The sequence below is a fragment of the Streptomyces sp. NBC_01546 genome, assembly GCF_045208355.1.
GTDB lineage: Bacteria > Actinomycetota > Actinomycetes > Streptomycetales > Streptomycetaceae > Streptomyces.
This window is the reverse complement of sequence record NZ_CP109379.1, coordinates 6,489,660-6,515,806: the sequence shown is the minus strand read 5'-3', so window position 1 is coordinate 6,515,806 and position 26,147 is coordinate 6,489,660. Positions and strand designations below refer to the sequence as shown.

Genomic DNA, 26,147 nt, shown 5'->3' with positions numbered 1-26,147 from the left:
ATCGAGCTGTTCACCAACGCTTGGCTCAGTGGTCGCAAGCCCAGGGCGCCACGGAGATCGCCGCGTCCGCCTGCTCACGCAGCGTGCTCACGGCGGCGGCCGGATCGACGGCGCCGTAGACCGCACTGCCCGCGACGAAGACGTCGGCGCCGGCCTCGGCACAGCGTTCGATCGTCGAGGCCGAGACCCCGCCGTCCACCTGGAGCCAGAGCTCCAGACCGTGCTTGGCGATCAGCTCCCTGGTGCGGCGGATCTTGGGCAGCATGATGTCGAGAAAGGGCTGGCCTCCGAAGCCCGGCTCGACCGTCATGATCAGCAGCATGTCGAGCTCGGGGAGGATGTCCTCGTACTGTTCGATCGGCGTCGCGGGCTTGAGGGCCATGGACGCCCGCGCGCCCTTCGCCCGGATCTCCCGCGCGAGCCGCACCGGGGCCGCCGCGGCCTCGGCGTGGAAGGTGACCGACCCGGCGCCCGCCTCGACGTACTGCGGGGCCCAGCGGTCCGGGTCCGCGATCATCAGGTGGAGGTCCAGCGGAATGTCCGTGGCCCTGCTCAGGGACTCCACGATCGGCATCCCGAGGGTGAGGTTGGGGACGAAGTGGTTGTCCATGACGTCGACATGCAGCCAGTCGGCTCCCTCGACCGCCTTCGCCTCCTCGGCGAGTCGGGCGAAGTCGGCGGACAGGATGCTGGGATAAATCTGAGCGGCCATGCCCCAAGCGTGCCATGCCTCCACACGGTTCCGGCCACGACCCCGGAAGTCACGCGCCGCGTAGCGCAGCTAAAGTGATCATGGAGAACATTTCACTTGTCCTGCGAGGTCGCCTTCGGCACGGTTCTGTCCATGACATCCATGCCCCACGAGCGGCCGGGTCGGCATCCCGGGGACTCCCGGAAGCCGGCCGCACCGGCCCCGGAAGAGGTCATCCGCCCCTCCTCTCCCTGGGGCAGCCGGGACTTCCGTACCCTCTTCGGCGCCGCCACGCTCAACCAGCTCGGCACCAACACCGGCCACGTGGCCGTCCCGCTGCTCGCCCTCACCTCCCTCGACGCCTCCCCCGCGCAGGTCGGCACCCTCGCCGCGCTGGCCACGCTCGCCTTCCTGCTGATCGGCCTGCCGGCCGGCGCCTGGGTCGACCGGATGCGCACCCGCGGCGTACTGATCGCGGCGGACCTCGCCCGGGCGGCCCTCTTCGCCTCGCTCCCGCTCGCGTGGTGGCTGGACGCGCTGACCCTGACCCAGCTCTACCTGGTCGTCCTCCTGAACGGCTGCGCGACCGTGTTCTCGGACGTGGGCTCGCAGAGCGTGCTGCCCCAGCTGGTCGGCCGGGGCGGCCTGGTCCGGGCGAACGCGGCCATGGTGACGCTCATGGCCGCCGCCAACATCGCCGGACGCGGCGTGGGCGGCGTACTGATCGCCGCACTCACCGCCCCGTTCGCACTGGCCTGCTCCTCGGCCGCGTACCTCGTCTCGGCGCTCCGCCTCACCCGGATCCGGCCCGCCCCGGCCCCGCCCGGAGGCGTCCGTACGTCCTTGCGGTCCCAGATCGGGGAGGGCCTGCGGCACGTGCTGGGCCACCCCGAACTGCGCGCCCTGGCCCTGGCCGCCGGCCTGACCAACCTGGGCGGCTCGATCGTCAACGCCATGCTGCCGGTGCTCTTCGTACGGGAGCTGGGCCTCTCCCCCGCCTCGCTGGGCCTGTTCTGGGCGGCGGGCGGTGCGGGGCTGCTCCTGGGCGCCCGGCTGGCCCGCCCCTTCGCGGCGCGCGTGGGCTACGGCCGCGCCCTGCTGCTGAGCCTGACGCCGGCGGCGCTGCTGGTACCGCTGCTGGACCACGGCCCGTGGCTGTGGCTCGCGGGCGCCGGCTGGATGGTGTCCAGCATGAAGATCGGCTCGGACAACGTCCTCGGGGTCAGCCTCCGCCAACACCTGACCCCGGACCCCCTGCTGGGCCGCATGAACGCCACTTTCCGCTTCATGCTGACGGGCGCCATCGCCCTGGGTGCGGCGGCCTCGGGCCTCCTGGCGGAACTCACCACGCTGCACACGACCCTGTGGACGGGCGCGGCGATCCTGGCGGTGTCGTTCCTGCCGGTGGCACTGTCACCGATCCGGGGACGGCGGATGGCGGTGTGACTGCGGGGGGCGGGGGGCGGGACTCCCCGCCCCCCGCGAAACGCGCCTACGCCGTGCGCCTCAGCAGTGCCAGGTACATCGCGTCCGTGCCGTGCAGGTGCGGCCACAGCTGGACGTCCGGTCCGTCGCCCAGGCCCGGGACGCCCGACATGAACGGCCTGGCGTCGATCAGTTCGGCCGATACCGGGGTCGCGGCCGCGCCGCGGCCCTTCAGGACGTCGTCCACGACCACCCGCGTCTCCGCCAGGTGCGGCGAGCAGGTCGCGTAGCCGACGACGCCGCCCACCCGCACCGCCGACAACGCCTCCCGCAGCAGCCCGCGCTGGAGCGGCGCGAAGCCCTCCAGGTCCTCCGGGCGGCGGCGCCACCGGGCCTCGGGGCGGCGGCGCAGCGCGCCCAGGCCGGAGCACGGGACGTCCATCAGGACGCGGTCGAAGGAGCCCGGCAGCCACGGCGGCCGGGTGCCGTCCGCCGCGATGACCTGGTACGGGCCGGGGTTGCCCGCCAGCGCGTGCTCCACCAGGCGCGCCCGGTGCGGCTGCTTCTCGGAGGCCAGCAGGAACGCGCCGCGCTGCGCCGCCAGCGCCGCGAGCAGCGCCGCCTTGCCGCCGGGGCCCGCGCAGCCGTCCAGCCAGCGCTCGTCGCGGCCCTCGACCGGCACCGCCGCCAGGGCCATCGCCACCAGCTGGCTGCCCTCGTCCTGGACACCCGCGCGCCCGTCGCGCACGGCCTCCAGCGCGCCCGGCTCGCCGCCCTCGGCCATCCGTACCGCGTACGGGGACCAGCGGCCGGGCAGCGCCGACTCCTCGCCCACCGCCTCCAGCAGCTCCTCGGGGGTGGACCGCCCCGGCCGCGCCACCAGCGTGACCTCGGGCCGCTCGTTGTCGGCCTCCAGCAGGTCCTCGATCCCGGCGCGCCCGCCGCCCAGCGCGTCCCACAGGGCGCTGACCACCCACCGCGGGTGCGAGTGGTACACCGCGAGGTGCTCCTCGGCGTCGTCCTCGTACGGCGGCGCGACCCGCTCCAGCCAGCCGTCCAGGTCGTGCGCGGAGATCTTGCGCAGCACGGCGTTCACGAACTTCGCGCGCCCGTCCCCGAGCACCACGCGGGCCAGCTCCACGCTCGCGGAGACGGCCGCGTGCGTGGGGATGCGGGTCCCGAGCAGCTGGTGCGCGCCGAGCGAGAGCACGTCCAGCACGGGCGGGTCGACCTCCCGCAGCGGGCGGTCGATGCAGGCCTTGATGACCGCGTCGTACGTGCCCTGCCGGCGCAGCGTCCCGTAGACCAGCTCGGTGGCCAGCGCCGCGTCCCGCGCCTCGAAGCCCTCCGTCTGGCGGGCCTTGCGCAGCAGCGGCGGCAGCACGAGGTTCGCGTAGGCGTCGCGCTCGTCCACCGCCCGCAGCACCTCGAAGGCCAGCATCCGGACGGGGTCCTTCTGCGGTCGGCGGTACGGCTTGGCCTGCTTGCCTCCCGCTCCGGCGGCGGGTCGGCGACGGGGCTGTTCGCTCACGTGAAAGGTGCTCCGGGTTTACGAGGTGCTTCGACTGCGTACGAGTATGCGAATCGGCCGGGGAGGAACCGGCTGGGATCAGCCTACGTCGGCCCCGCCGACGCGCTCGCCGGGAGCGATCCGCACCCCTCGGGCCCAGTCGGCGCCCCGCATCGGCTTCTTGCCCTGGGGCTGGACCCACAGCAGTTCCACGGCGTGCGAGCCGGTTCCGACGTAGACGTTGTTCTTGGCCGGGGCCAGCACACCCGGCGCGAGGTCGGTGCGGTCCGGCACCAGGCCCACCGAGATCAGCTTGAGGCGCTCCCCGCGGAAGACGGTCCACGCGCCCGGCGCCGGCGTGCAGCCGCGCACGACGCGGTCCGCGCGCATCGCCGGGGCGGTCCAGTCGATCCGGGCGTCCTCCACGGTGATCTTGGGGGCGAGGGAGATCCCGTCGACGGGCTGCTCGACGGCGCGCAGGGTGCCGTCCTCGATGCCGTCCATGGTGGCGGCCAGCAGTCCGGAGCCGGCGAAGGCGAGCCGGGTGAGCAGGTCGCCGCTGGTGTCGGTCGGCCGGACCTCCTCGGTCAGGATCCCGTAGACCGGGCCGGAGTCCAGGCCTTCCTCGATCTGGAAGGTGGAGGCGCCGGTGACCTGGTCCCCCGCCATGATCGAGTGCTGTACGGGCGCGGCACCGCGCCAGGCGGGCAGCAGCGAGAAGTGCAGGTTGACCCACCCGTGCCTGGGGATCTCGATGGCGCTCTTGGGGATCAGCGCCCCGTAGGCGACGACCGGGCAGCAGTCCGGGCCGATCTCGCGCAGCCGGGCCTGGAACTCGGGGTCGCGCGGCCGGACGGGCTTGAGCACCTCGATCCCGGCTTCCTCGGCGCGCTCGGCGACCGGGCTGGCGACGAGCCGGCGCCCGCGGCCGGCGGGTGCGTCGGGCCGGGTGACGACGGCGGCGACCTCGTGCCGCCCGGAGGCGATGAGGGCGTCCAGGGCGGGCACGGCGACCTCGGGGGTGCCTGCGAAGACGAGCTTCACTGGGGTCCTACCTCGCTATCTCGGCTGTCAGCAGCGCACCAGTCTATGGGGCGTTGGCCGGGCGCCCCACCGGTGACCGGAAGGGGGCGTACGTACACACACGCGCCTCTCGCATATGCCGACACGCCCCCAGAGCGTGACCTGGGCGCCGGGTGGCGCGTTGGTCAAGAGAGATTGACCAAAACGGGCCGCGCCGCGAACGGTTTCTGCGGCCCGACCGCCCTTCAGCACCGGTTCGAGAGGCTTCTTCATGGCCGACCACGCCACCCACGACGCCCAAGCCCGGGCCAGCCTGCACCTGCTGGTGCGGGACATCGAGCGGGTTCGCCGGCAGGTGGATGCCCTGCGTACGCTCACCGCCCAGCTCGGCAATGTGTACCGCCCCCGCCGCTCCGGTCCCTCCACGGGCTTCGTCGTCTACGGCCGGGCGCCCGCGCCCACCGTCCGCCTCGCGCAGGAACTCCGGGACAGCGTCGAGACGCTGGTCACCGCCGCCGTGGACTTCGACCGCTCACTCGGCTTCTCGTGGGACGCCGTCGGCTCGGCGCTGGGCGTCACCAAGCAGGCCGTACACCGGCGTTACGGTGCGCGGCGTGCGCAGGCCGCCGAGTCCGCGGAGCCGGCGGCCGAGGCGACGACCACCCGGACCATGGGCCCGCTGCCCACGATCCCGGCCGCCCGCTCGGTGCCGCCGCAGCCCTTGCGCGAGGAGTCCCAGGCCGTGTCGGGCCCCCGCTCCCCGGCCTTCCCCGGCCCGCGCAACGGCTGACCCTCCCGCCGCCGGGACGCCGACCCCCGACGGCCTGGGAGACTCCCCGCCTCGAACACCGACGGGCTGGATCGCGCACAGCGCAGTCCAGCCCGTCGCCGTGTGAGGGCACGGGCGCGCAGCGCACGCAGGGCGACCCCTCAGCCGATGTCCAGCGGGTCGATGCGGACCCGGACCGACTCCGACGCCGGGAGTCCCCGTGCCATACGGGCCGCCTGCGCCGACTTGAGGGCCGCCGCCAAGGCCGCCCCGCTGCCCGGCGGGACCCGGACCAGCGCCCGCTCCCCGGGACTGGCCTCCCCCCGCCGCCCCACCAGCGGCACCGGGCCGAGGATCTCCGCGTCCGGCGGCAGCCCGGCCCCGGCCAGGAAGGCCTCCACGACCTCGCCCCGGCCGGCCACCGCCGCCATCCGGGACACCGGCGGGAACCCGAGCTGGGCCCGCTCCGCGAGCTCCCGTACGGCATGGCCCACCGGATCCCACCGCACCAGCGCCTGCACCGGCCGCAGCGTCGGCTCGGCGACCACGACGACCTGCCCCTCCCCCCGTACCAGCGAGGCGGCGGCGATCCAGCGCCGCAGCGCGTCCTCCCCGGCCCGCAGGTCGGGCCGGGTCAGCATGGCCCAGCCGTCGAGCAGCAACGCCGCCGCGTACCCGGCGCCCGCCGCGACCGGCTCCGCCCCGGGGGTGCACACCACCAGCGCCGGCCGGTCCGGCACCTCGTCCAGGACGTGGTCGCGCCCGGACGTCCGTACGGGCACGGCCGGGAAGGCCCGCCCCAGTTCCTCGGCCGTCCGCCGCGCGCCGACCACCTGGGCCCGCAGCCGGAACGACCCGCACTCCTCGCAGTGCCAGGACGGCTCGGGCCGCCCGCACCAGCCGCACTGGAGGTCCCGCTCGTCGGGGGCCTCCAGCGGCCCGGCGCAGACCGTGCAGCGGGCCGGCGTACGGCACCGCTCGCACGCCAGCCGGGGCACGTAGCCCCGCCGCGGCACCTGGACCAGTACGGGCCCGGTCTTGAGCCCCTCCCGTACGGTCTCCCACGCCAGGCTCGGCAGGCGCGCGGCCCGGGCCGCCCCGTCGCGGGCCAGCAGTTCGTCGCCCACCGTCCGGATCCGCGGGGCGTACTGGCGCACCGTCTCCCGGTCCGCGACCAGCGGCCGCGCCCACCCGGACTCGACGAGCTGGGCGGCCTCCACGGTGCAGCTCGTGCTCCCGGCCAGGAACCCGCAGCCGTCGGTGACCGCGCGCAGTTCCAGTACCTCGCGGACGTGCGGGAAGGGGGCGCGGTCGTCGCTGTGGCTGGAGTCCCCGTCGTCCCAGACGGCGACCAGCCCGAGGTCGCGTACGGGGGCGAACATCGCCGCCCGGGTGCCGACGACGGCCCGCACCGAGCCCCGGCTCACGGCGAGCCACTCGCGGTAGCGCTTCTCCGGCCCGGACTCGGCGGTCAGCAGCGCGTGCCGCCCTTCGCCGAGCAGAGCGGTGAGCGCCGTGTCCAGGCGGGCGGCGGTGCGCCCGTCGGGGACCACGGCGAGCGCCCCGCGCCCGGAGGCGAGGGTGGCGGCGATGGCGCGGGCCAGCTCCTCGGCCCAGCCGGGGCCGGGCAGGGCGGTCCAGACGGCGCGCGGGGCGGCGCCGGTGGACAGGGCGCGCAGGAAGGCGGGCCCGGACCCGTACCGCTGCCAGCCGCCGGGCTCGGGCGCGGCGGGCGGGGGCAGCGGCTCCGGTGAGGGCTTGGCCTCGGCGCGGGCGTTGCGCGGAGGCAGGGCGAGCTGGAGTACGTCGGCCAGGCTGCCGGCGTACCGGTCGGCGACGGCCCGGGCCAGGGCCAGCATCCGCGGGCCGAGCACCACCTCGGGCGAGACGACCTGGGCGAGGGCGGCGAGGGCTCCGTTGTAGTCGGACTCGGCGCGCCGCTCGACGATGAAGCCGTCGATGAGCCCGCCGCCCTCCCGGCGGCCGCCGTGCACCCGGTGGGAGCCGGCGCCGAAGCGGACCCGGACGCGGACGCCGGGCTGGGCGGACTCGGAGAGTTCGGCGGGGACGGCGTAGTCGAAGAGCCGGTCGAGGTGGAGCACGCCCTTGTTCACGAGGACGCGGGCAACGGGAAGTTCCTCGGCGACGGCGGCCCCGCGCCAGGTGCGGGGCTTCGCCTTGGGCGCCTTGGCCTTCGCCTCGGCGACCATCTCCCGGATCAGCGCCAGCTGCTCCGGCGGGGGATCGTTCGCGCTGCTCACACCAGCATTCTTACCAAACCGCACTGACAGCCGGACGTGCGAGCGGCCCCGGACCGCGAGGTCCGGGGCCGCTCGTCACGAACGGTGGTGCTCAGAGACCGGCGGCCGCGCGCAGCGCGTCGACGCGGTCGGTGCGCTCCCAGGTGAAGTCCGGCAGCTCGCGGCCGAAGTGGCCGTAGGCGGCGGTCTGGGCGTAGATCGGGCGCAGCAGGTCGAGGTCGCGGATGATCGCGGCCGGGCGGAGGTCGAAGACCTCGCCGATGGCGTCCTCGATCTTCTGCGTCTCCACCTTGGCGGTGCCGAAGGTCTCGACGAACAGGCCGACGGGCTCGGCCTTGCCGATCGCGTACGCGACCTGGACCTCGCAGCGCGAGGCCAGACCGGCGGCGACCACGTTCTTCGCCACCCAGCGCATGGCGTAGGCGGCGGAGCGGTCGACCTTGGACGGGTCCTTGCCGGAGAAGGCCCCGCCGCCGTGGCGGGCCATGCCGCCGTACGTGTCGATGATGATCTTGCGGCCGGTCAGGCCCGCGTCGCCCATCGGGCCGCCGATCTCGAAGCGGCCGGTCGGGTTCACCAGCAGCCGGTAGCCCTCGGTGTCCAGCTTGATGCCGTCCTCGACGAGCTGGGCCAGCACGTGCTCGACGACGAACTCGCGGATGTCGGGAGCGAGCAGCGAGTCCAGGTCGATGTCCGAGGCGTGCTGCGAGGAGACGACCACGGTGTCCAGGCGGACGGCCTTGTCCCCGTCGTACTCGATGGTGACCTGGGTCTTGCCGTCGGGGCGCAGGTACGGGATGGTCCCGTTCTTGCGGACCTCGGACAGCCGCTTGGAGAGCCGGTGCGCCAGGTGGATCGGGAGCGGCATCAGCTCGGGGGTCTCGTCGCAGGCGTAGCCGAACATCAGGCCCTGGTCGCCGGCACCCTGCTTGTCCAGCTCGTCCTCGTCGCCCTCGACACGCTTCTCGTAGGCGGTGTCGACACCCTGCGCGATGTCCGGGGACTGCGCACCGATGGACACCGAGACGCCACAGGAGGCGCCGTCGAAGCCCTTCTTCGAGGAGTCGTAACCGATCTCGAGGATCTTGTCGCGGACGAGCTGCGCGATCGGCGCGTACGCCTTCGTCGTCACCTCGCCGGCGATGTGCACGAGACCGGTCGTGATGAGGGTCTCGACGGCGACGCGGGAGGTCGGGTCCTCGGTGAGGAGCGCGTCGAGGATCGTGTCGCTGATCTGGTCAGCGATCTTGTCAGGGTGGCCCTCGGTGACGGACTCCGAGGTGAACAGACGACGGGACACAACGCTCCCTGGGGTTGCAGCGGCTGCTGGCTGATCATTTGTTGGAACCACACCAGAGGCTGCGCCTGATCACGTTCCGAATGCAGTTTATCGGTTGCCACCGTTCACCGGTCCACCCGTCTCGCCTTATGGGAGCCGTGTGACCTGCGGCACTCCATTCTGGCGCACGGATGTGGCAAGGAGAAGGGACTCCGTCAGGCGCGTCGCGCCGGAAGGCGCGCCGCGACCTGATCCCACACCACGTCGGCGAGGGCTTCCTTCGGACCATGGGGGACGGGCGTCTCGGATCCGTCCGAGGCCAGGATCACTGCCTCGTTCTCCTCCGAACCGAAGGTCTTGCTCTCGCCGACCTCATTCACGACCAGGAGGTCGCACCCCTTGCGCCGGAGCTTGGCACGGCCGTTGGCGAGGACGTCGTCGGTCTCGGCGGCGAATCCCACGACGACCTGCCCCACCCGGGCCCGGTCGGCCGAGACCTCCGCGAGGACGTCGGGGTTGCGCACGAGGGCGACCGGCGCGGGCTCCTGCCCGTCCTTCTTCTTGATCTTCCCGCCCGCGTACTCGGCGGGCCGGAAATCGGCCACTGCCGCGGCCATCACCACGACGTCGGCGTCCGCGGCCGCCTTGAGGACCGCCTCGCGCAGCTGGACGGCCGTCCCCACGCGTACGACGTCCACCCCGGCCGGGTCGGCCAGCGCGGTGTTGGCCGCGACGAGGGTGACCCGGGCACCGCGCGCGACGGCGGTGCGGGCGAGGGCGTAGCCCTGCTTGCCGGAGGAGCGGTTGCCGAGGAAGCGGACCGGGTCCAGGGGTTCGCGGGTGCCGCCCGCGCTGATCACCACGTGTCGTCCGGCGAGGTCCGGCTCGGCCACCCCGCGCGCCAGGACGGCCCGGCACACCTCGAAGATCTCCTCGGGGTCGGGCAGCCGGCCCTTGCCGGTGTCCTTGCCGGTCAGCCGGCCCACGGCGGGCTCGATGACGACGGCCCCGCGCCGCCGCAGCGTGGCGACGTTCTCCTGGGTGGCCGGGTGCTCCCACATCTCGGTGTGCATGGCGGGGGCGAAGACCACCGGGCAGCGGGCCGTGAGCAGGGTGTTCGTGAGCAGGTCGTCGGCCAGCCCGTGGGCGGCCTTGGCCAGCATGTCGGCGGTGGCCGGGGCGACCACGACGAGGTCGGCGGACTGTCCGATGCGCACGTGCGGCACCTCGTGGACGGTCTCCCACACCTCGGTGGAGGCGGGGTTCCCGGACAGCGCGGCCCAGGTGGCCTCGCCGACGAAGTTCAGGGAGGCCGCCGTGGGCACCACCCGTACCTCGTGCCCGGACTCGGTCAGCCGGCGCAGCAGCTCGCACGCCTTGTAGGCGGCGATTCCGCCGCTCACCCCCAGCACGACCTTCGGCTTACCCACCGCACACTCCCCTTCGGCTCTGATCCTCGTACCTACCCATGACACACCACAGGCCCGGCAGATGTTCTGCCGGGCCCGTGGTGAAAGGAATTCTCGGTGCCTTACTGAGCCGGGGCCTCGATGGCCTCGGAGGTCAGCAGACCCGCGTTGATCTCGCGCAGCGCGATCGAAAGCGGCTTCTCGTGGACGTGGGTGTCCACCAGCGGGCCGACGTACTCGAGCAGGCCCTCACCGAGCTGCGAGTAGTACGCGTTGATCTGACGCGCGCGCTTGGCCGCGTAGATCACGAGGCTGTACTTCGAGTCCGTGGCCTCGAGCAGCTCGTCGATCGGCGGGTTGATGATGCCCTCGGGCGCAGTAATGGAAGAGGACACGCTCTACCTTCCGAAGATGGGAAAAAGATCGAAGCGATCGGGTACTGATCGACTCAGAAACATCGATCGACGATCAGACAACGTTCATCAAGGCTAGCAGCTCACGGGCTACGTCCTCGACGGAGGTGTTGACGAGGGTGGTGTCGAACTCGGATTCGGCAGCGAGTTCGATCTTCGCCGTCTCGAGCCTGCGCTCGATGACCTCGGCCGATTCGGTGCCCCGGCCGGTCAGCCGGCGGACCAGTTCGTCCCAGCTCGGCGGGGCCAGGAAGACCAGCTGGGCGTCGGGCATGGACTCGCGGACGAGCCGTGCGCCCTGGAGGTCGATCTCCAGCAGTACCGGCTCGCCGTTGTCCAGGCGTTCCAGTACCGCGCCGCGGGGTGTGCCGTAGCGGTTGCCCGCGAATTCGGCCCACTCCAGCAGCTCGCCATTGGCGATCAGCTTGTCGAACTCGTCGTCGTTGACGAAGAAGTAATGGACTCCGTGTCGCTCACCGGGCCGCGGCTTGCGGGTGGTGGCCGACACCGAGAGCCATACCTCCGGGTGGACCTTGCGCATATGCGCGACGACCGTGCTCTTGCCGACCCCCGAAGGGCCGGAGAGCACGGTCAGCCGCGGACGAACCTCTGCTGCCATAGAGCGATTATCCAGGTTCCCGGGACTGCATGAGAACGCCGGAAGAACTCCGGGCGACGCGTCAGCCGGCAGGGGTGCCGAACTCACGCTCCAGAGAAGCGATCTGGTTGGAACCGAGACCTCGGACACGCCGGGACTCGGAGATGCCGAGGCGCTCCATGATCTGCTTGGCGCGCACCTTGCCCACGCCAGGCAGGGACTCCAGCAGGGCGGAGACCTTCATCTTGCCGATGACGTCGTTCTCCTGGCCCGTCTTGATGACCTCCTGGAGGGAGGCGCCGGAGTGCTTGAGTCGATTCTTCACCTCGGCCCGCTCCCGGCGAGCCGCGGCGGCCTTTTCGAGCGCGGCTGCGCGCTGTTCAGGGGTAAGGGGCGGAAGAGCCACGCCTACGTCACCTCGGATGTCGAACTGTCGGATACGGACCGGTGGGGAGCCCAAGGGCACCACACCAGGCGAGCTCCCGAACAGCGGTATTACTCGTTCGCTGCTCGTTCACTCTGATCGGAGACTAGCGGGCATGGCCGCTCCAGTCAGCGAGAACGGACGAAAAGTCCTGGTCAGCCTCCACTGAACCGTACATCACGGACAAAATACCCCTGTTTTGTCCGGTGAAGGACGTTCGAATTTCGTCAAACCTTCCGATGAGCCCGTCCGACGGCCTCCTTGAACGCGCCGAATCCGCGTGCCGCGGCGACCGTGCGGGCGCTAAGCGGAGACGGCCGCGCGGATTTCGTCCGCGAAAGCGGCCGCGCTGGCGCGGAGGGCCGCGATGTCCGGGCCGTGCTTCAGGACGCCCCGCGACACGTTCGGGACGACGTTGCGCACGGCCGCGCCGAAGACCGCCGGCAGGTCGGCCGCCGTCGCGCCCTGCGCGCCGATGCCGGGGGCCAGCAGCGGACCGTTGATGTCCAGGTCGAAGGAGGACAGGTCGCCCAGCGTGGCGCCGACCACGGCCCCGAAGGAGCCCATGGGCTCGGCGCCCTTGTTCTCCTCCGCCAGGTGCGCCAGCATCGTCGCCCCGACCGACCGGCCGTCCGACCGCACCGCCCGCTGGACCTCCGCCCCTTCCGGGTTCGAGGTCAGGGCCAGCACGAAGAGCCCCGCCCCCGACTCCCGCGCCAGCGCCACCGCGGGCTCCAGCGAGCCGTAGCCCAGGTACGGGGACACCGTCAGCGCGTCGGAGAAGAGCGGGGAGGCCGGGTCAAGGAAGGCCGAGGCGTACGCCGCCATCGTCGAGCCGATGTCGCCCCGCTTCGCGTCCATCACGACCAGCGCGCCCGCGGAACGGGCGTCCGCGACCGTCTGCTCCAGCACCGCGACACCCCGCGACCCGAACCGCTCGAAGAAGGCCGCCTGCGGCTTGAAGACCGCCACCGAGTCCGCCAGCGCCTCGACGACCGTACGGGAGAACCGCTCCAGGCCCGCGACGTCGTCGTCCAGGCCCCACTGCGCCAGCAGCGCCGCGTGCGGGTCGATGCCCACGCACAGCGGGCCGCGGGAGTCCATCGCCTCGCGGAGGCGGGTGCCGAACGGGGTCACAGTGCTCACTTCGCGGCCTTTCGGGTCTCGGCGCCCACCGCTTCGGCAAGCGTCGCGTACGGGCTGTTGGCCAGGCGCGCCGCCAGGCCCTTGTGGATGGCGCGGGCGTAGAACGGGCCCTCGTAGATGAAGGCGCTGTAGCCCTGCACCAGCGTCGCGCCGGCCAGGATCCGCTGCCAGGCGTCCTCGGCGGTCTCGATGCCCCCGACGCCGACGAGGACCAGCCGGTCCCCCACACGGGCGTACAGGCGGCGCAGGACCTCCAGGGAGCGCGCCTTGACCGGGGCGCCGGACAGGCCGCCGGTCTCCTTGACCAGCTCGGGCGAGGACGTCAGCCCGAGGCCCTCGCGGGCGATGGTGGTGTTCGTCGCGATGATGCCGTCCAGGCCGAGCTCCAGGGCCAGGTCCGCGACCGCGTCGACGTCCTCGTCGGCCAGGTCCGGGGCGATCTTGACCAGCAGCGGGACCCTGCGGTCCGTCACCACCCGGTCGGCGGCCTCGCGTACGGCCGACAGCAGCGGGCGCAGCGACTCGGTCGCCTGGAGGTTGCGCAGCCCGGGGGTGTTGGGCGAGGAGACGTTCACGACGAGGTAGTCGGCGTGCCGGGCGAGGCGCTCGGTCGAGGCGACGTAGTCCGCCACGGCCTCCCCCTCGGGCACGACCTTGGTCTTGCCGATGTTGACGCCGACGACTGTGTTGAAGACCGCCGTACGGGCGGCCAGGCGGGCCGCCACGGCCGCCGAGCCCTCGTTGTTGAAGCCCATCCGGTTGATCAGCGCGCGGTCCGGCACCAGCCGGAACAGCCGCTTCTTGGGGTTGCCCGGCTGCGCCTCGGCGGTGACGGTACCGATCTCGATGTGGTCGAAGCCGAGCATCGACATCCCGTCGATGGCGACCGCGTTCTTGTCGAAGCCCGCGGCGAGGCCGAAGGGGCCGTGCATGCGCAGGCCGAGGGCCTCGGTGCGGAGCTCCTCGTAGCGCGGGGCCAGGGCGGCCGCGACGAAGGTGCGCAGCACGGGGGTGCGGGCGGCCAGGCGGATCCAGCGGAAGGCCAGGTAGTGGGCCTGCTCCGGGTCCATCCGCTTGAAGACGAGGTTGAAGAACAGTTTGTACATCGTCCGAAATATCCCTTATGCGCTCATGAAAGGGGGGACACCGGTCGCTGTGCCGGTGCCCCCCTTTCGTACGGGCTGCTAGTCGCGGGCCGCGGTCAGGTGCTCCGCGTGCTCCTGGAGGGAGCGGACGCCCACGTCGCCGTGGTTGAGCGCGTCGATGCCCTGGACGGCCGCGGCGAGCGCCTGGACCGTGGTCAGGCACGGGACGCTGCGCGCCACGGCCGCCGTGCGGATCTCGTAGCCGTCGAGGCGGCCGCCCGTGCCGTACGGGGTGTTGACGATCAGGTCGACCTGGCCGTCGTGGATCAGCTGGACGATGGTCTTCTCGCCGTTCGGGCCCTCGCCCTCGCTGAGCTTGCGCACCACGGTGGCGTTGATGCCGTTGCGGCGCAGCACCTCGGCGGTGCCGGAGGTGGCGAGCAGCTCGAAGCCGTGGGCGACGAGCTCGCGCGCCGGGAAGATCATCGAGCGCTTGTCGCGGTTGGCGACGGAGATGAACGCGCGGCCCTTGGTGGGCAGCGGGCCGTAGGCGCCGGCCTGCGACTTGGCGTACGCCGTGCCGAAGACGGAGTCGATGCCCATGACCTCGCCGGTGGAGCGCATCTCCGGGCCGAGGACGGTGTCCACGCCGCGGCCGTGGATGTCGCGGAAGCGCGACCACGGCATGACGGCCTCCTTGACGGAGATCGGCGCGTCCAGCGGCAGGGTGCCGCCGTCGCCGGTCTTCGGCAGCAGGCCCTCGGCGCGCAGCTCGGCGATGGTGGTGCCGAGCGAGATGCGGGCGGCGGCCTTCGCGAGCGGGACGGCGGTCGCCTTCGAGGTGAAGGGGACGGTCCGGGAGGCGCGCGGGTTGGCCTCCAGGACGTAGAGGATGTCGCCGGCCATCGCGAACTGGATGTTGATCAGGCCGCGGACCCCGACGCCCTTCGCGATCGCCTCGGTGGAGGCGCGCAGGCGCTTGATGTCGTAGCCGCCGAGGGTGATCGGGGGCAGGGCGCAGGCCGAGTCGCCGGAGTGGATGCCGGCTTCCTCGATGTGCTCCATGACGCCGCCGAGGTAGAGCTCGGTGCCGTCGTAGAGGGCGTCGACGTCGATCTCGATGGCGTCGTCGAGGAAGCGGTCGACCAGCACGGGGCGGGTCGGGGAGATCTCGGTGGATTCGGCGATGTACGACTCGAGGCGCGCCTCGTCGTAGACGATCTCCATGCCGCGGCCGCCGAGCACGTACGACGGGCGGACGAGGACCGGGTAGCCGATCTCGTCGGCGATGGCCTTCGCACCCGTGAAGGTGGTGGCGGTGCCGTGCTTGGGGGCGGGCAGGCCGGCGTCGGCGAGGACCTGGCCGAAGGCGCCGCGGTCCTCGGCGGCGTGGATGGCCTCGGGCGAGGTGCCGACGACCGGTACGCCGTTGTCCTTGAGCGCCTGGGCGAGACCCAGCGGGGTCTGGCCGCCGAGCTGGACGATGACACCGGCGATGGGGCCGGCCAGCGACTCGGCGTGGACGATCTCCAGCACGTCCTCGAGCGTCAGCGGCTCGAAGTACAGGCGGTCGGAGGTGTCGTAGTCGGTGGAGACGGTCTCCGGGTTGCAGTTGACCATCACGGTCTCGTAGCCCGCGTCGCTGAGCGCGAAGGAGGCGTGGACGCAGGAGTAGTCGAACTCGATGCCCTGGCCGATGCGGTTCGGGCCGGAGCCCAGGATGATGACCGCGGGCTTCTCGCGCGGGGCGACCTCGCTCTCCTCGTCGTACGAGGAGTAGAAGTACGGGGTCTTCGCGGCGAACTCGGCGGCGCAGGTGTCGACCGTCTTGTAGACCGGGCGGACGCCGAGCGCGTGGCGGACCTCGCGGACGACGTCCTCGCGCAGGCCGCGGATCTCGGCGATCTGGGCGTCGGAGAAGCCGTGGCGCTTGGCCTCCGCGAGCAGCTCGGGGTGGAGCTTGTCGGCGGCGGCCAGGTCGTCCGCGATCTCCTTGATGAGGAAGAGCTGGTCGACGAACCAGGGGTCGATCTTCGTGGACTCGAAGACCTCTTCCTGGGTGGCGCCGGCGCGGATGGCCTGCATGACGGTGTTGATGCGGCCGTCGGTCGGGCGGACCGCGGTGGCCAGCAGCTCGGCCTTGTCGCCGGGCTCGCCGACGAAGGTGAACTGCGAGCCCTTCTTCTCCAGGGAGCGCAGGGCCTTCTGGAGGGCCTCGGTGAAGTTGCGGCCGATGGCCATGGCCTCGCCCACCGACTTCATGGTGGTGGTGAGGGTGGCGTCGGCGAGCGGGAACTTCTCGAAGGCGAAGCGCGGGGCCTTGACCACGACGTAGTCGAGGGACGGCTCGAAGGAGGCCGGCGTCTTCTCGGTGATGTCGTTGGGGACCTCGTCGAGCGTGTAGCCGATGGCCAGCTTGGCGGCGATCTTGGCGATCGGGAAGCCGGTCGCCTTCGAGGCGAGCGCCGAGGAGCGGGAGACGCGCGGGTTCATCTCGATCACGATGACGCGGCCGTCGACCGGGTCGATCGCGAACTGGATGTTGCAGCCGCCGGTGTCGACGCCGACCTCGCGGATGATCGCGATGCCGATGTCGCGCAGCCGCTGGTACTCGCGGTCGGTGAGCGTCATCGCCGGGGCGACGGTGATGGAGTCACCGGTGTGGACGCCCATCGGGTCGAAGTTCTCGATGGAGCAGACGACGACCACGTTGTCCTTGGTGTCGCGCATCAGCTCCAGCTCGTACTCCTTCCAGCCGAGGATGGACTCCTCCAGGAGCACCTCGGTGGTCGGGGAGAGCGTGAGGCCCTGGCCGGCGATGCGGCGCAGCTCTTCCTCGTCGTGGGCGAAGCCGGAGCCGGCGCCGCCCATGGTGAAGGAGGGGCGCACGACGACGGGGTAGCCGCCGAGGGTGTCGACGCCCGCGATGACCTCGTCCATCGTGTGGCAGATGACCGAGCGGGCGGACTCGCCGTACCCGATCTTGGCCTTGACGGCCTCGACGACGCCCTTGAAGAGGTCGCGGTCCTCGCCCTTGTTGATCGCCTCGACGTTGGCGCCGATGAGCTCGACGCCGTACTTCTCCAGCACACCCTGCTCGTGCATGGAGATGGCGGTGTTCAGCGCGGTCTGGCCGCCGAGGGTGGGGAGCAGCGCGTCGGGGCGCTCCTTCGCGATGATCTTCTCGACGAACTCGGGGGTGATCGGCTCGACGTACGTGGCGTCGGCGATCTCCGGGTCGGTCATGATCGTCGCGGGGTTGGAGTTCACCAGGATGACCCGCAGGCCCTCGGCCTTGAGGATGCGGCAGGCCTGGGTGCCGGAGTAGTCGAACTCGGCGGCCTGGCCGATGACGATCGGACCGGAGCCGATGACCAGGACGGACTGGATATCGGTGCGCTTAGGCACGCTCGGCCTCCATCGGGGCGGTGTTCATCAGAGACGTGAAGCGGTCGAAGAGGTACGCGGCATCGTGCGGGCCGGCGGCCGCCTCGGGGTGGTACTGGACGCTGAAGGCCGGCTGGTCGAGCAGCTGGAGGCCTTCCACCACGTTGTCGTTGAGGCAGACGTGCGAGACCTCGGCGCGGCCGTAGGGGGTCTCGGAGACCTTGTCGAGGGGCGCGTCGACGGCGAAGCCGTGGTTGTGCGCGGTGATCTCGACCTTGCCGGTGGTGCGGTCCTGGACGGGCTGGTTGATGCCGCGGTGGCCGTACTTCAGCTTGTAGGTGCCGAAGCCGAGCGCGCGGCCCAGGATCTGGTTTCCGAAGCAGATGCCGAAGAGCGGGGTCTTGCGCTCCAGGACGCCCTGCATGACGGAGACCGCGTGGTCGGCGGTGGCCGGGTCGCCCGGGCCGTTGGAGAAGAACACGCCGTCCGGGTTGACCGCGTACACGTCCTCGAGGGTGGCGGTGGCGGGCAGCACGTGCACCTCGATGCCGCGCTCGGCCATCCGGTGCGGGGTCATGCCCTTGATGCCGAGGTCGACGGCGGCCACGGTGAACTTCTTCTCGCCGATGGCGGGGACGACGTACGTCTCCTTGGTGGCGACCTCGGCGGAGAGGTCGGCGCCGCTCATCTCGGGGGCCTGGCGGACCTTGGCGAGCAGCATGCCGTCGTCGGCGATCGCGTTGCCGGAGAAGATGCCGACGCGCATGGCGCCGCGCTCGCGCAGGTGGCGGGTCAGGGCGCGGGTGTCGATGCCGGAGATCCCGACGACGCCCTGCTTGACCAGCTCCTCGTCCAGCGAGCGCCGGGAGCGCCAGTTGGAGGGGACGCGGGCGGGGTCGCGTACGACGTACCCGGACACCCAGATGCGGGAGGACTCGGGGTCCTCGTCGTTGACGCCGGTGTTGCCCACGTGCGGGGCGGTCATCACGACGACCTGGCGGTGGTACGACGGGTCGGTGAGGGTCTCCTGGTAGCCGGTCATGCCGGTGGAGAACACGGCCTCGCCGAAGGTCTCCCCGTGGGCGCCGTAGGCGCGGCCGCGGAAGATCCGACCGTCCTCCAGGACAAGTACGGCGGGAGCTTTGGCTGCTCCCCTGGTGGAGGTCGTCATCGTTCGGCGCCTTCCGTCGTGATGGATGAGTCGGATGAGTTCATGAGGTTGATCGCCTCGACCCAGGCGGCGTGCTCGGCCGCGCGGTCGGAGCGGAATCCGGAGTCGATCAGCTTGTCACCGTGCGCCCAGGTGACGACGAGCAGACCGCCCTCGGTGAGTACCTTGCCCGCGATTCCCTTGTCGAGGCGGGCGCCGCGCAGCTGCGCGGCCGGTACGAAGAAGTCGTTGGCCCCCGGACGGACCACGTCGAGGCCCGCGTCGGTGAGCGTGAGCTCGACCCGGCTGCGCAGACCCAGCCCGTGGGCGACTATCCGGTCGAGCCACTGCCCGGCGGTGGTGGACCCGTGGTACCGGCCGGTCAGGGCCAGCCGGTGCTCGGGGAGACCGTCGGGGGCGGCGGGCAGCTCCGGCAGGTCGTTCTGCAGGGCGCCGCGCCATTTCCAGCCCTGCCGCATCAGCCAGTACACGAACGCGATGAAGACGACCAGCCCGATCACCCACGCGATGCGGGCGCCGAAAGAGGTCACCTCCGCCGACTGACGTTCGGCGGCCTCGGCGGCCAGTTGGATTACTGCAGGTGTCACGCCAGCGTCCCGTCCACGACCGTTGCCCGGCCCCGCAGGAAGGTGTGGGTGACGCGACCCGGCAGCTCACGGCCCTCGTAAGGCGTGTTGCGGCTGCGGGAGGCGAAGTGTGCGGGGTCCACGACACCACGGTACGAGGTATCGACCAAGGTCAGGTTCGCGGGTTCACCTGCCGAGACGGGACGGCCGTGGTTCTCCAGGCCGCCGATGCGGGCCGGGGCGAAGGACATCCGCTCCGCGACACCCGCCCAGTCGAGCAGTCCGGTCTCCACCATCGTCTGCTGGACGACGGAGAGCGCGGTCTCCAGGCCGACCATGCCCATGGCGGCGGCGGCCCACTCGCAGTCCTTGTCCTCGTGCGGGTGCGGGGCGTGGTCGGTGGCGACGATGTCGATCGTGCCGTCGGCGAGCGCCTCGCGCAGGGCCAGCACGTCCTTCTCGGTACGCAGCGGCGGGTTGACCTTGTAGACCGCGTTGTACGAGCGGACGAGCTCGTCGGTGAGGAGCAGGTGGTGCGGGGTGACCTCGGCGGTGACGTCGATGCCGCGGGACTTCGCCCAGCGGACGATCTCGACGGAGCCGGCGGTGGAGAGGTGGCAGATGTGCACGCGGGAGCCGACGTGCTCGGCGAGGAGGACGTCGCGGGCGATGATCGACTCCTCGGCGACGGCCGGCCAGCCGCCGAGGCCCAGCTCGGCGGAGACGACGCCCTCGTTCATCTGGGCGCCCTCGGTCAGGCGGGGCTCCTGGGCGTGCTGGGCGACGACGCCGCCGAAGGCCTTCACGTACTCCAGGGCGCGGCGCATGATCACGGCGTCGTCGACGCACTTGCCGTCGTCGGAGAAGACGGTGACGCGGGCGGCGGAGTCGTGCATGGCGCCCAGCTCGGAGAGCTGCTTGCCCTCCAGGCCGACGGTGACGGCGCCGATGGGCTGCACGTCGCAGTAGCCGGACTCCTTGCCCAGGCGCCAGACCTGCTCGACGACGCCGGCGGTGTCGGCGACCGGGAAGGTGTTCGCCATGGCGAAGACGGCGGTGAAGCCGCCGGAGGCGGCGGCGCGGGTACCGGTCAGGACGGTCTCGGAGTCCTCGCGGCCGGGCTCGCGCAGGTGGGTGTGCAGGTCGACGAGGCCGGGGAGGAGGACCTGGCCCTCGGCCTCGATGACGGTGGCGCCCTCGGCCGACAGGTTCGTACCGACCTCGGCGATGGTCTCGCCGTCGATCAGGACGTCCTTCGCCTCGCCACCGAGTACCTTCGCGCCACGGATCAGGATCTTGCTCATGGTTACTTGCTCTCCTCGGTACGGGCGGCGGCGGGCGTGGTGGTGACGGCGGGCTCGGATCCGCCCAGCAGGAGGTACAGGACGGCCATCCGGGTGGAGACGCCGTTGGCGACCTGCTCGACGGCCGTGCAGCGGTCTGAGTCGGCGACCCCGGCGGTGATCTCCATGCCGCGGTTCATCGGGCCGGGGTGCATCACGATGGCGTGCTCGGGCATCTTCGCCATGCGGTCGCCGTCGAGCCCGTACCGGCGGGAGTACTCGCGCTCGGTCGGGAAGAAGGCGGCGTTCATGCGTTCGCGCTGCACACGCAGCATCATCACCGCATCGGACTTCGGCAGCACCTCGTCCAGGTTGTACGAGACCTCGCACGGCCAGCTCTCGACGCCGATCGGGACCAGCGTCGGCGGGGCCACCACGGTGACCTGGGCGCCGAGGGTGTGGAGCAGCTGGACGTTGGAGCGGGCGACCCGGCTGTGCAGGACGTCGCCGACGATGGTGATGCGGCGGCCGTTCAGGTCCTTGCCGAGGCCGGCGTCGCGGCCGACCAGGCGGCGGCGCATGGTGAAGGCGTCCAGCAGGGCCTGGGTGGGGTGCTCGTGGGTGCCGTCGCCGGCGTTGACCACGGCGGAGTCGATCCAGCCGGAGGTCGCGAGCCGGTAGGGGGCGCCGGAGGCGTGGTGGCGGATGACGACGGCGTCGGCGCCCATGGCCTCGAGGGTCAGGGCGGTGTCCTTCAGGGATTCGCCCTTGGAAACCGAGGAGCCCTTGGCGGAGAAGTTGATGACGTCGGCGGAGAGCCGCTTGGCGGCCGCCTCGAAGGAGATCCGGGTCCGGGTCGAGTCCTCGAAGAAGAGGTTGACGACGGTGAGGCCGCGCAGGGTGGGCAGCTTCTTGATCGGCCGGTCCGCGACGCGGGCCATCTCCTCGGCGGTGTCGAGGATCAGGACGGCGTCGTCGCGCGTGAGATCGGCGGCCGAGATGAGGTGGCGCTTCATCTGGATGGCTCCGTAGGTCAGGAGGGCAGGCAGGCTGGAGGTCAGGCAGGGCAGACTTCGGCGCGGACCCCCGCGGAGGCCCGGTTCACTCGTACGGACTACTGCCCGGCTGCCTGGGCGGTCCGCTGGCCGAGCAGCACGGCGTCACGGCCGTCCTCCTCCTGGAGCTGGACCTTGACGGTCTCCCGCAGCGACGTGGGGAGGTTCTTGCCGACGTAGTCGGCGCGGATCGGCAGCTCGCGGTGGCCGCGGTCGACGAGGACGGCGAGCTGCACGGCACGGGGGCGGCCGAGGTCGCCGAGGGCGTCGAGGGCGGCACGGATGGTGCGGCCGGAGAAGAGCACGTCGTCGACGAGGACGACGAGGCGGCCGTCGAGGTCGTCGCCGGGGATCTCGGTGCGGCCGATCGCGCGGGCGGGCTTCATGCGCAGGTCGTCGCGGTACATCGTGATGTCGAGGGAGCCGACCGGGATCTTCGTGCCGGTGATCTCTTCGAGCTTGGCGGCCAGCCGGCGGGCGAGGTACACACCGCGGGTGGGGATGCCGAGGAGCACCACGTCGTCGGCGCCCTTGGCGCGTTCGACGATCTCGTGGGCGATGCGGGTCAGGACCCGGGCGATGTCCTGCGCCTCCAGCACGGGGCGCATGGCGTCGGAGTCATCGGTGGGCTCGGCAAGGCGAGCCGTGTTCTGAGCGTCCATGAAAAGGACCTCCTTCTCCGCCTCACGGGACGGACCTTAAAGGACGTCTGATGTACGTGTCCCACGGTACCAGGGGGTGGCCGGTGAACCGCACCGGGGCTGTGACCCAGAGGCCCTCACGAGGCCTCTGGGGCCGCTCTTAAGGGGGCGATGGAGACCATTCGGCTTGACGCACCCAAGTAACGCTGCGTAACCTCACAGTGAGTTACCAGCCGCGCGGCGGAGCCGCATGAGGTTACGTAGTCGCAGTGTTCATGTAGTCACAGCGTCACAGCGTCCGGGAGCGTTATGTCCAGCGAATACGCCAAACAGCTCGGGGCCAAGCTCCGCGCCATCCGCACCCAGCAGGGCCTTTCCCTCCACGGTGTCGAGGAGAAGTCCCAGGGCCGGTGGAAGGCCGTGGTCGTCGGTTCTTACGAGCGCGGGGACCGTGCCGTAACCGTGCAGCGTCTTGCCGAGCTGGCGGACTTCTACGGGGTGCCGGTGCAGGAACTGCTGCCGGGCACGACTCCGGGCGGAGCGGCCGAGCCGCCGCCGAAGCTGCGCCTCGACCTGGAGCGCCTGGCGGGCGTGCCCGCCGAGAAGGCCGGCCCGCTCCAGCGCTACGCGGCGACGATCCAGAGCCAGCGCGGCGACTACAACGGCAAGGTGCTGTCGATCCGCCAGGACGACCTGCGCACCCTGGCCGTCATCTACGACCAGTCCCCCTCGGTGCTGACCGAGCAGCTGATCAGCTGGGGCGTGCTGGACGCGGATGCCCGTCGCGCCGTGGCGCACGAGGACATCTAGTCCCAGCAGAAACGTTTACCGGCGGGTGCCGGGAAGCCTGCGAAGGCTCCCTGTCACCCGCCGGTTCCGTTTGGGCACGGCCCGACCGGGCCGGGGCAAGCGGCAGTAAAGCGGAGGGCCCGCAGCGCATGCGCTGCGGGCCCTCCGCTTTACTCAACCGCCGCTGGTCAGGCGCGGCGCAGGTTCGGCTTCAGCTCCTTGAAGCGGGCCAGCAGCCCGTTCACGAACGAGGGGGACTCGTCCGTCGAGAACTCCTTGGCCAGCTGGACGGCCTCGTCGATCGCCACGGCGTCCGGGGTCTCGTCCACCCAGATCAGCTCGTACGCACCGAGCCGCAGGATGTTCCGGTCCACGACCGGCATGCGGTCGAGCTCCCAGTCCACGGCGTAGGTGACGATCAGGTCGTCGATGCGGTTCACCTTGTCGGCGTACCCCTCGACGAGGTCCATCGTGAAGGCGCTGACCGGCGGCTGCCGGTCGTCCGACCGAGCATGGCGGATCCAGTCCGCGAGGACCTCGCGCACGGGCACCCCGCGCTGGTCGGCCTCGAACAGGATCTGGAAAGCGCGCTTGCGCGCGTTGCTCCGGGCAGCCACGGTTAGCTGCTCACCCGGCCGAGGTAGGCGCTGGTGCGGGTGTCGACCTTGACCTTCTCGCCGGTGGTGACGAAGAGCGGGACCTGGATCTCGTGGCCGGTCTCCAGCGTGGCGGGCTTGGTGCCGCCGGTGGAGCGGTCGCCCTGGACGCCCGGGTCGGTCTGCTCGATCGTCAGCTCGACGGCGGCCGGCAGCTCGACGTAGAGCACCTCGCCCTCGTGCTGGGCGACGGAGGCGGTGAAGCCCTCGATCAGGAAGTTGGCGGAGTCGCCGACGGCCTTCTTGTCGACCATCAGCTGGTCGTAGGTGCTCATGTCCATGAAGACGAAGTACTCGCCGTCCATGTACGAGAACTGCATGTCACGGCGGTCGATCGTGGCCGTCTCGACCTTCGTGCCGGCGTTGAAGGTCTTGTCGACGACCTTGCCGGAGAGCACGTGCTTGAGCTTGGTGCGCACGAAGGCCGGGCCCTTGCCGGGCTTGACGTGCTGGAACTCGACGACGGACCAGAGCTGGTCACCGTCGAGCTTGAGCACCATGCCGTTCTTGAGGTCGTTCGTGGAAGCCACGGTTGCGGAATCTCCTGCACTGGAAGACCACGGGTGCGCGCACAGCCCGGGCAACGGGCTAGAGCGCGAGCAGCTCCTTGGTCGTAATGGTGAGTAGCTCGGGACCGCCGTCCGCCTCGGGGCGCACGACGAGCGTGTCATCGATCCGGACACCTCCCCGGCCCGGGAGGTGAACCCCCGGTTCGACGGTGACCGGCACGCAAGCGTCCAGTTTACCCATTGCCGTAGGTGCAAGCTGCGGGTCCTCGTCGATTTCGAGACCCACGCCGTGTCCGGTCGACGGCGCGAGGGCCTCACCGTGTCCCGCGGAGTCCAGTACGGAGCGCGCCGCGTGGTCCACGTCCCGGTACGCGGCGCCCGGTACGAGGGCCTCCCGCCCGGCCCGCTGCGCGGCGAAGACCAGGTCGTAGAGCTGGATCTGCCAGTCCGCGGGGGTGGTGCCGATCACGAAGGTGCGGCCGATCTCGCAGCGGTAGCCGCGGTAGCCCGCGCCGAGGCAGACGGTGAGGAAGTCGCCCTCCTCCACCCGCCGGTCGGAGGGCCGGTGCCGGGAGCGGCCGGAATGCGGGCCGGTCCCGACGGAGGTCGGGAAGGCGGGCCCGTCCGCCCCGTGGTCGACGAGCCGCCGCTCCAGTTCCAGGGCGAGGTGGCGTTCGGTGCGCCCGACGAGGATGGACTCCAGCAGTTCGCCGAGGGCCTGGTCGGCGATCTCCGCAGCGATCCGCAGGCAGGCGATCTCCTCCTCGTCCTTGACGAGGCGCTGCTGCTCCACAGCGCTGCCGAGGTCGCAGAGGCGGAGCTTGGGCGCCACGGAGCGCAGCGCGCGGTGCCGGGCCACCGTGATGTGGTGCTCCTCCACGGCCAGCGAGTCGGCGCGTACGGCGGCCGCCAGGTCACCGGCCGCGACGGCCGGGTCTCCGCCGGGGCTCGCCAGCACGGACACCTTGAGGTGTTCGTCGAGGCGGCCCTCGTCGGCCTCACCGGTGGGCGGATTGCCGCAGAACAACACGTCCTCGGTGGGTCCGACGAGCAGTACGGCGCCCAGGGGCGACGCCCCCGAGAGATAGCGGACGTTCGCCGGACTCGTGATCAGCGCGGCGGCGTTGCCCGCGGCGGCGCAGCGGTCACGAAGCGTGCCCCGGCGGGCGGCGTACACGTCTGACATGTCTTCGAGCGTACGAGCGCCACGCGCATCCGGCTTGGTGAGCGCGTCCGGACGGGGCCGGAGCGGGGCCCCTGCGGCTACCAGGCCGGGGGCGCCGTGATGGCCCGTGCCAGGGCCTCGTCCAGGGCGCGGGCGGTGCCCTCGACGTCGAGCTGGGAGTTGTCGATGATCGGCAGGCCGGAGCCGTACCAGCCGGCCATCCGGCCGTGGATCCGCGCGACCTCCTCGTCGGAGAGCCGGCGGTTGCCGGAGCGGGCCGCGTTGCGCTCCAGGACGATCTCCAGACCGGGCAGCAGCACCACGGGCAGCAGGGCGGGGCCCACGTGGCGCTTCCAGCCGCCCAGGCCGACCACGGGCCGGTCCGGGAACACGGCGTCGTCGAGGATGCAGGAGATCCCGTTCGCCAGATAGTTGCGGGCGGCGAACCCGCAGGTGCGGCGGGCGAGGCGGTACTGGGCCTCGGAGTGCTCGTTCCAGCCCGCCTGCGGGTCCGCGAAGCCCGAGCACACCCATTCCCGGACGTCGTCCAGGCTGACGTGGGCGGTGGGCACCGGCCGGGTGCTCGCCCAGTGCCGGGCCACGGTGGTCTTCCCCGCTCCGGCCGGGCCGATCAGCAGCACCGCGAGGGTGGCCGCCCCGGTGCCCGCCACCGCGGGCGGGAGCGGGATGTGCCCGGTGGCCTCCGGCACGGGCGGTACGGGCGGTATGGGGGACGGGTGCGCGGGGTGCGGTGGCGGCGGGGTCCCCGGCCAGCCCTGCGCAGGGGGTATCGGCGGCTGCGGCGGCGCTGCCGGGTGCTGTCCCGACTGCCCCCAGCCCGCGCCCCCGCTCCCCACTCCTTGCTGCATCCGGTGCAACTCCGTCTCGTTCC

24 protein-coding genes are annotated in these 26,147 nt (G+C 71.7%); 3 read left to right on the top strand and 21 right to left on the bottom strand.

What is annotated here, in order from left to right; translation table 11 throughout:
• Window positions 1–25: 25 nt before the first annotated feature.
• A complete protein-coding gene (gene rpe / locus OHA89_RS29900; RefSeq protein ID WP_215147922.1) occupies window positions 26–712 on the bottom strand; it encodes a ribulose-phosphate 3-epimerase in 687 nt (228 codons plus the stop codon).
• 213 nt (window positions 713–925) lie between these two features.
• Here rpe and OHA89_RS29895 point away from each other — a divergent pair, with 213 nt between their 5' ends.
• The gene (locus tag OHA89_RS29895) at window positions 926–2,137 is read left to right on the top strand and encodes an MFS transporter (protein ID WP_266612503.1); all 1,212 of its coding nucleotides are present in this window, start codon (window positions 926–928) and stop codon (window positions 2,135–2,137) included.
• Between the two features lie 46 nt (window positions 2,138–2,183).
• On the opposite strand, the gene OHA89_RS29890 is transcribed toward OHA89_RS29895, so the two are convergent.
• The gene (locus OHA89_RS29890; RefSeq protein WP_266610803.1) at window positions 2,184–3,647 is read right to left on the bottom strand and encodes an RsmB/NOP family class I SAM-dependent RNA methyltransferase; all 1,464 of its coding nucleotides are present in this window, start codon (window positions 3,645–3,647) and stop codon (window positions 2,184–2,186) included.
• 78 nt (window positions 3,648–3,725) lie between these two features.
• Window positions 3,726–4,670, bottom strand: a complete 945-nt coding sequence (gene fmt, locus OHA89_RS29885; RefSeq protein ID WP_257557213.1) for a methionyl-tRNA formyltransferase — start codon at window positions 4,668–4,670, stop codon at window positions 3,726–3,728.
• 250 nt (window positions 4,671–4,920) lie between these two features.
• Between fmt and OHA89_RS29880 the strand changes: the two genes are divergently transcribed.
• The gene (locus tag OHA89_RS29880) at window positions 4,921–5,439 is read left to right on the top strand and encodes a hypothetical protein (protein ID WP_215150845.1); all 519 of its coding nucleotides are present in this window, start codon (window positions 4,921–4,923) and stop codon (window positions 5,437–5,439) included.
• Between the two features lie 140 nt (window positions 5,440–5,579).
• On the opposite strand, the gene OHA89_RS29875 is transcribed toward OHA89_RS29880, so the two are convergent.
• From OHA89_RS29875 to pyrR, 14 genes are all read right to left on the bottom strand, one after another.
• Window positions 5,580–7,628 carry a primosomal protein N' gene (locus OHA89_RS29875; protein WP_266612501.1) on the bottom strand — a complete coding sequence of 683 codons (2,049 nt, stop codon included), beginning with the start codon at window positions 7,626–7,628 and terminating at the stop codon, window positions 5,580–5,582.
• A gap of 142 nt (window positions 7,629–7,770) precedes the next feature.
• Window positions 7,771–8,979 (bottom strand): methionine adenosyltransferase, encoded by a 1,209-nt coding sequence (metK, locus tag OHA89_RS29870; RefSeq protein WP_406367499.1) that lies wholly within the window; start codon window positions 8,977–8,979, stop codon window positions 7,771–7,773.
• 194 nt (window positions 8,980–9,173) lie between these two features.
• Window positions 9,174–10,388 (bottom strand): bifunctional phosphopantothenoylcysteine decarboxylase/phosphopantothenate--cysteine ligase CoaBC, encoded by a 1,215-nt coding sequence (coaBC, locus tag OHA89_RS29865; protein WP_257557208.1) that lies wholly within the window; start codon window positions 10,386–10,388, stop codon window positions 9,174–9,176.
• A gap of 101 nt (window positions 10,389–10,489) precedes the next feature.
• Window positions 10,490–10,762 carry a DNA-directed RNA polymerase subunit omega gene (gene rpoZ / locus OHA89_RS29860; RefSeq protein WP_004948662.1) on the bottom strand — a complete coding sequence of 91 codons (273 nt, stop codon included), beginning with the start codon at window positions 10,760–10,762 and terminating at the stop codon, window positions 10,490–10,492.
• A 73-nt stretch (window positions 10,763–10,835) separates the two neighbouring features.
• Entirely contained in the window at window positions 10,836–11,399 is a 564-nt protein-coding gene (gene gmk, locus OHA89_RS29855) for a guanylate kinase (protein ID WP_215144278.1), read from the bottom strand.
• Between the two features lie 61 nt (window positions 11,400–11,460).
• A complete protein-coding gene (locus OHA89_RS29850) occupies window positions 11,461–11,784 on the bottom strand; it encodes an integration host factor (protein WP_008740406.1) in 324 nt (107 codons plus the stop codon).
• 321 nt (window positions 11,785–12,105) lie between these two features.
• On the bottom strand, window positions 12,106–12,948 hold the full coding sequence (gene pyrF, locus OHA89_RS29845) for an orotidine-5'-phosphate decarboxylase (protein ID WP_215144280.1): 843 nt from the start codon (window positions 12,946–12,948) through the stop codon (window positions 12,106–12,108).
• Complete coding sequence (locus OHA89_RS29840) at window positions 12,945–14,054, bottom strand: quinone-dependent dihydroorotate dehydrogenase (RefSeq protein ID WP_266610797.1); 1,110 nt, start codon at window positions 14,052–14,054, stop codon at window positions 12,945–12,947. Before OHA89_RS29840 ends, pyrF begins: the two co-directional genes overlap by 4 nt.
• Window positions 14,055–14,132: 78 nt before the next feature.
• Window positions 14,133–17,441, bottom strand: coding sequence for a carbamoyl-phosphate synthase large subunit (carB, locus tag OHA89_RS29835; RefSeq protein ID WP_266610795.1), 3,309 nt, complete (start codon window positions 17,439–17,441; stop codon window positions 14,133–14,135).
• Window positions 17,434–18,591, bottom strand: a complete 1,158-nt coding sequence (carA, locus tag OHA89_RS29830) for a glutamine-hydrolyzing carbamoyl-phosphate synthase small subunit (RefSeq protein WP_215144286.1) — start codon at window positions 18,589–18,591, stop codon at window positions 17,434–17,436. The genes carB and carA overlap by 8 nt, the downstream gene beginning before the upstream one ends.
• Entirely contained in the window at window positions 18,588–19,178 is a 591-nt protein-coding gene (locus OHA89_RS29825; RefSeq protein ID WP_215144288.1) for a hypothetical protein, read from the bottom strand. Before OHA89_RS29825 ends, carA begins: the two co-directional genes overlap by 4 nt.
• Complete coding sequence (locus OHA89_RS29820; protein WP_215144289.1) at window positions 19,175–20,461, bottom strand: dihydroorotase; 1,287 nt, start codon at window positions 20,459–20,461, stop codon at window positions 19,175–19,177. Before OHA89_RS29820 ends, OHA89_RS29825 begins: the two co-directional genes overlap by 4 nt.
• Before the next feature lie 2 nt (window positions 20,462–20,463).
• Window positions 20,464–21,456 carry an aspartate carbamoyltransferase catalytic subunit gene (locus OHA89_RS29815; protein WP_215144291.1) on the bottom strand — a complete coding sequence of 331 codons (993 nt, stop codon included), beginning with the start codon at window positions 21,454–21,456 and terminating at the stop codon, window positions 20,464–20,466.
• Window positions 21,457–21,554: 98 nt separating this feature from the next.
• Window positions 21,555–22,157: a bifunctional pyr operon transcriptional regulator/uracil phosphoribosyltransferase PyrR gene (gene pyrR / locus OHA89_RS29810; protein WP_215144293.1), complete on the bottom strand. Its 603-nt coding sequence runs from the start codon at window positions 22,155–22,157 to the stop codon at window positions 21,555–21,557.
• A gap of 288 nt (window positions 22,158–22,445) precedes the next feature.
• On the opposite strand from pyrR, the gene bldD reads away from it, so the two are divergent.
• Entirely contained in the window at window positions 22,446–22,946 is a 501-nt protein-coding gene (gene bldD / locus OHA89_RS29805) for a transcriptional regulator BldD (protein WP_007263032.1), read from the top strand.
• A gap of 167 nt (window positions 22,947–23,113) precedes the next feature.
• Here the strand turns inward: bldD and nusB are convergent, their stop codons facing one another.
• From nusB to OHA89_RS29785, 4 genes are all read right to left on the bottom strand, one after another.
• Window positions 23,114–23,542, bottom strand: coding sequence for a transcription antitermination factor NusB (nusB, locus tag OHA89_RS29800; RefSeq protein WP_215144295.1), 429 nt, complete (start codon window positions 23,540–23,542; stop codon window positions 23,114–23,116).
• A 2-nt stretch (window positions 23,543–23,544) separates the two neighbouring features.
• On the bottom strand, window positions 23,545–24,111 hold the full coding sequence (gene efp, locus OHA89_RS29795; RefSeq protein ID WP_215144297.1) for an elongation factor P: 567 nt from the start codon (window positions 24,109–24,111) through the stop codon (window positions 23,545–23,547).
• A gap of 58 nt (window positions 24,112–24,169) precedes the next feature.
• Complete coding sequence (locus OHA89_RS29790) at window positions 24,170–25,276, bottom strand: aminopeptidase P family protein (protein WP_215144299.1); 1,107 nt, start codon at window positions 25,274–25,276, stop codon at window positions 24,170–24,172.
• 77 nt (window positions 25,277–25,353) lie between these two features.
• Window positions 25,354–26,124 carry an AAA family ATPase gene (locus OHA89_RS29785; RefSeq protein ID WP_215144301.1) on the bottom strand — a complete coding sequence of 257 codons (771 nt, stop codon included), beginning with the start codon at window positions 26,122–26,124 and terminating at the stop codon, window positions 25,354–25,356.
• Window positions 26,125–26,147 lie beyond the last annotated feature (23 nt).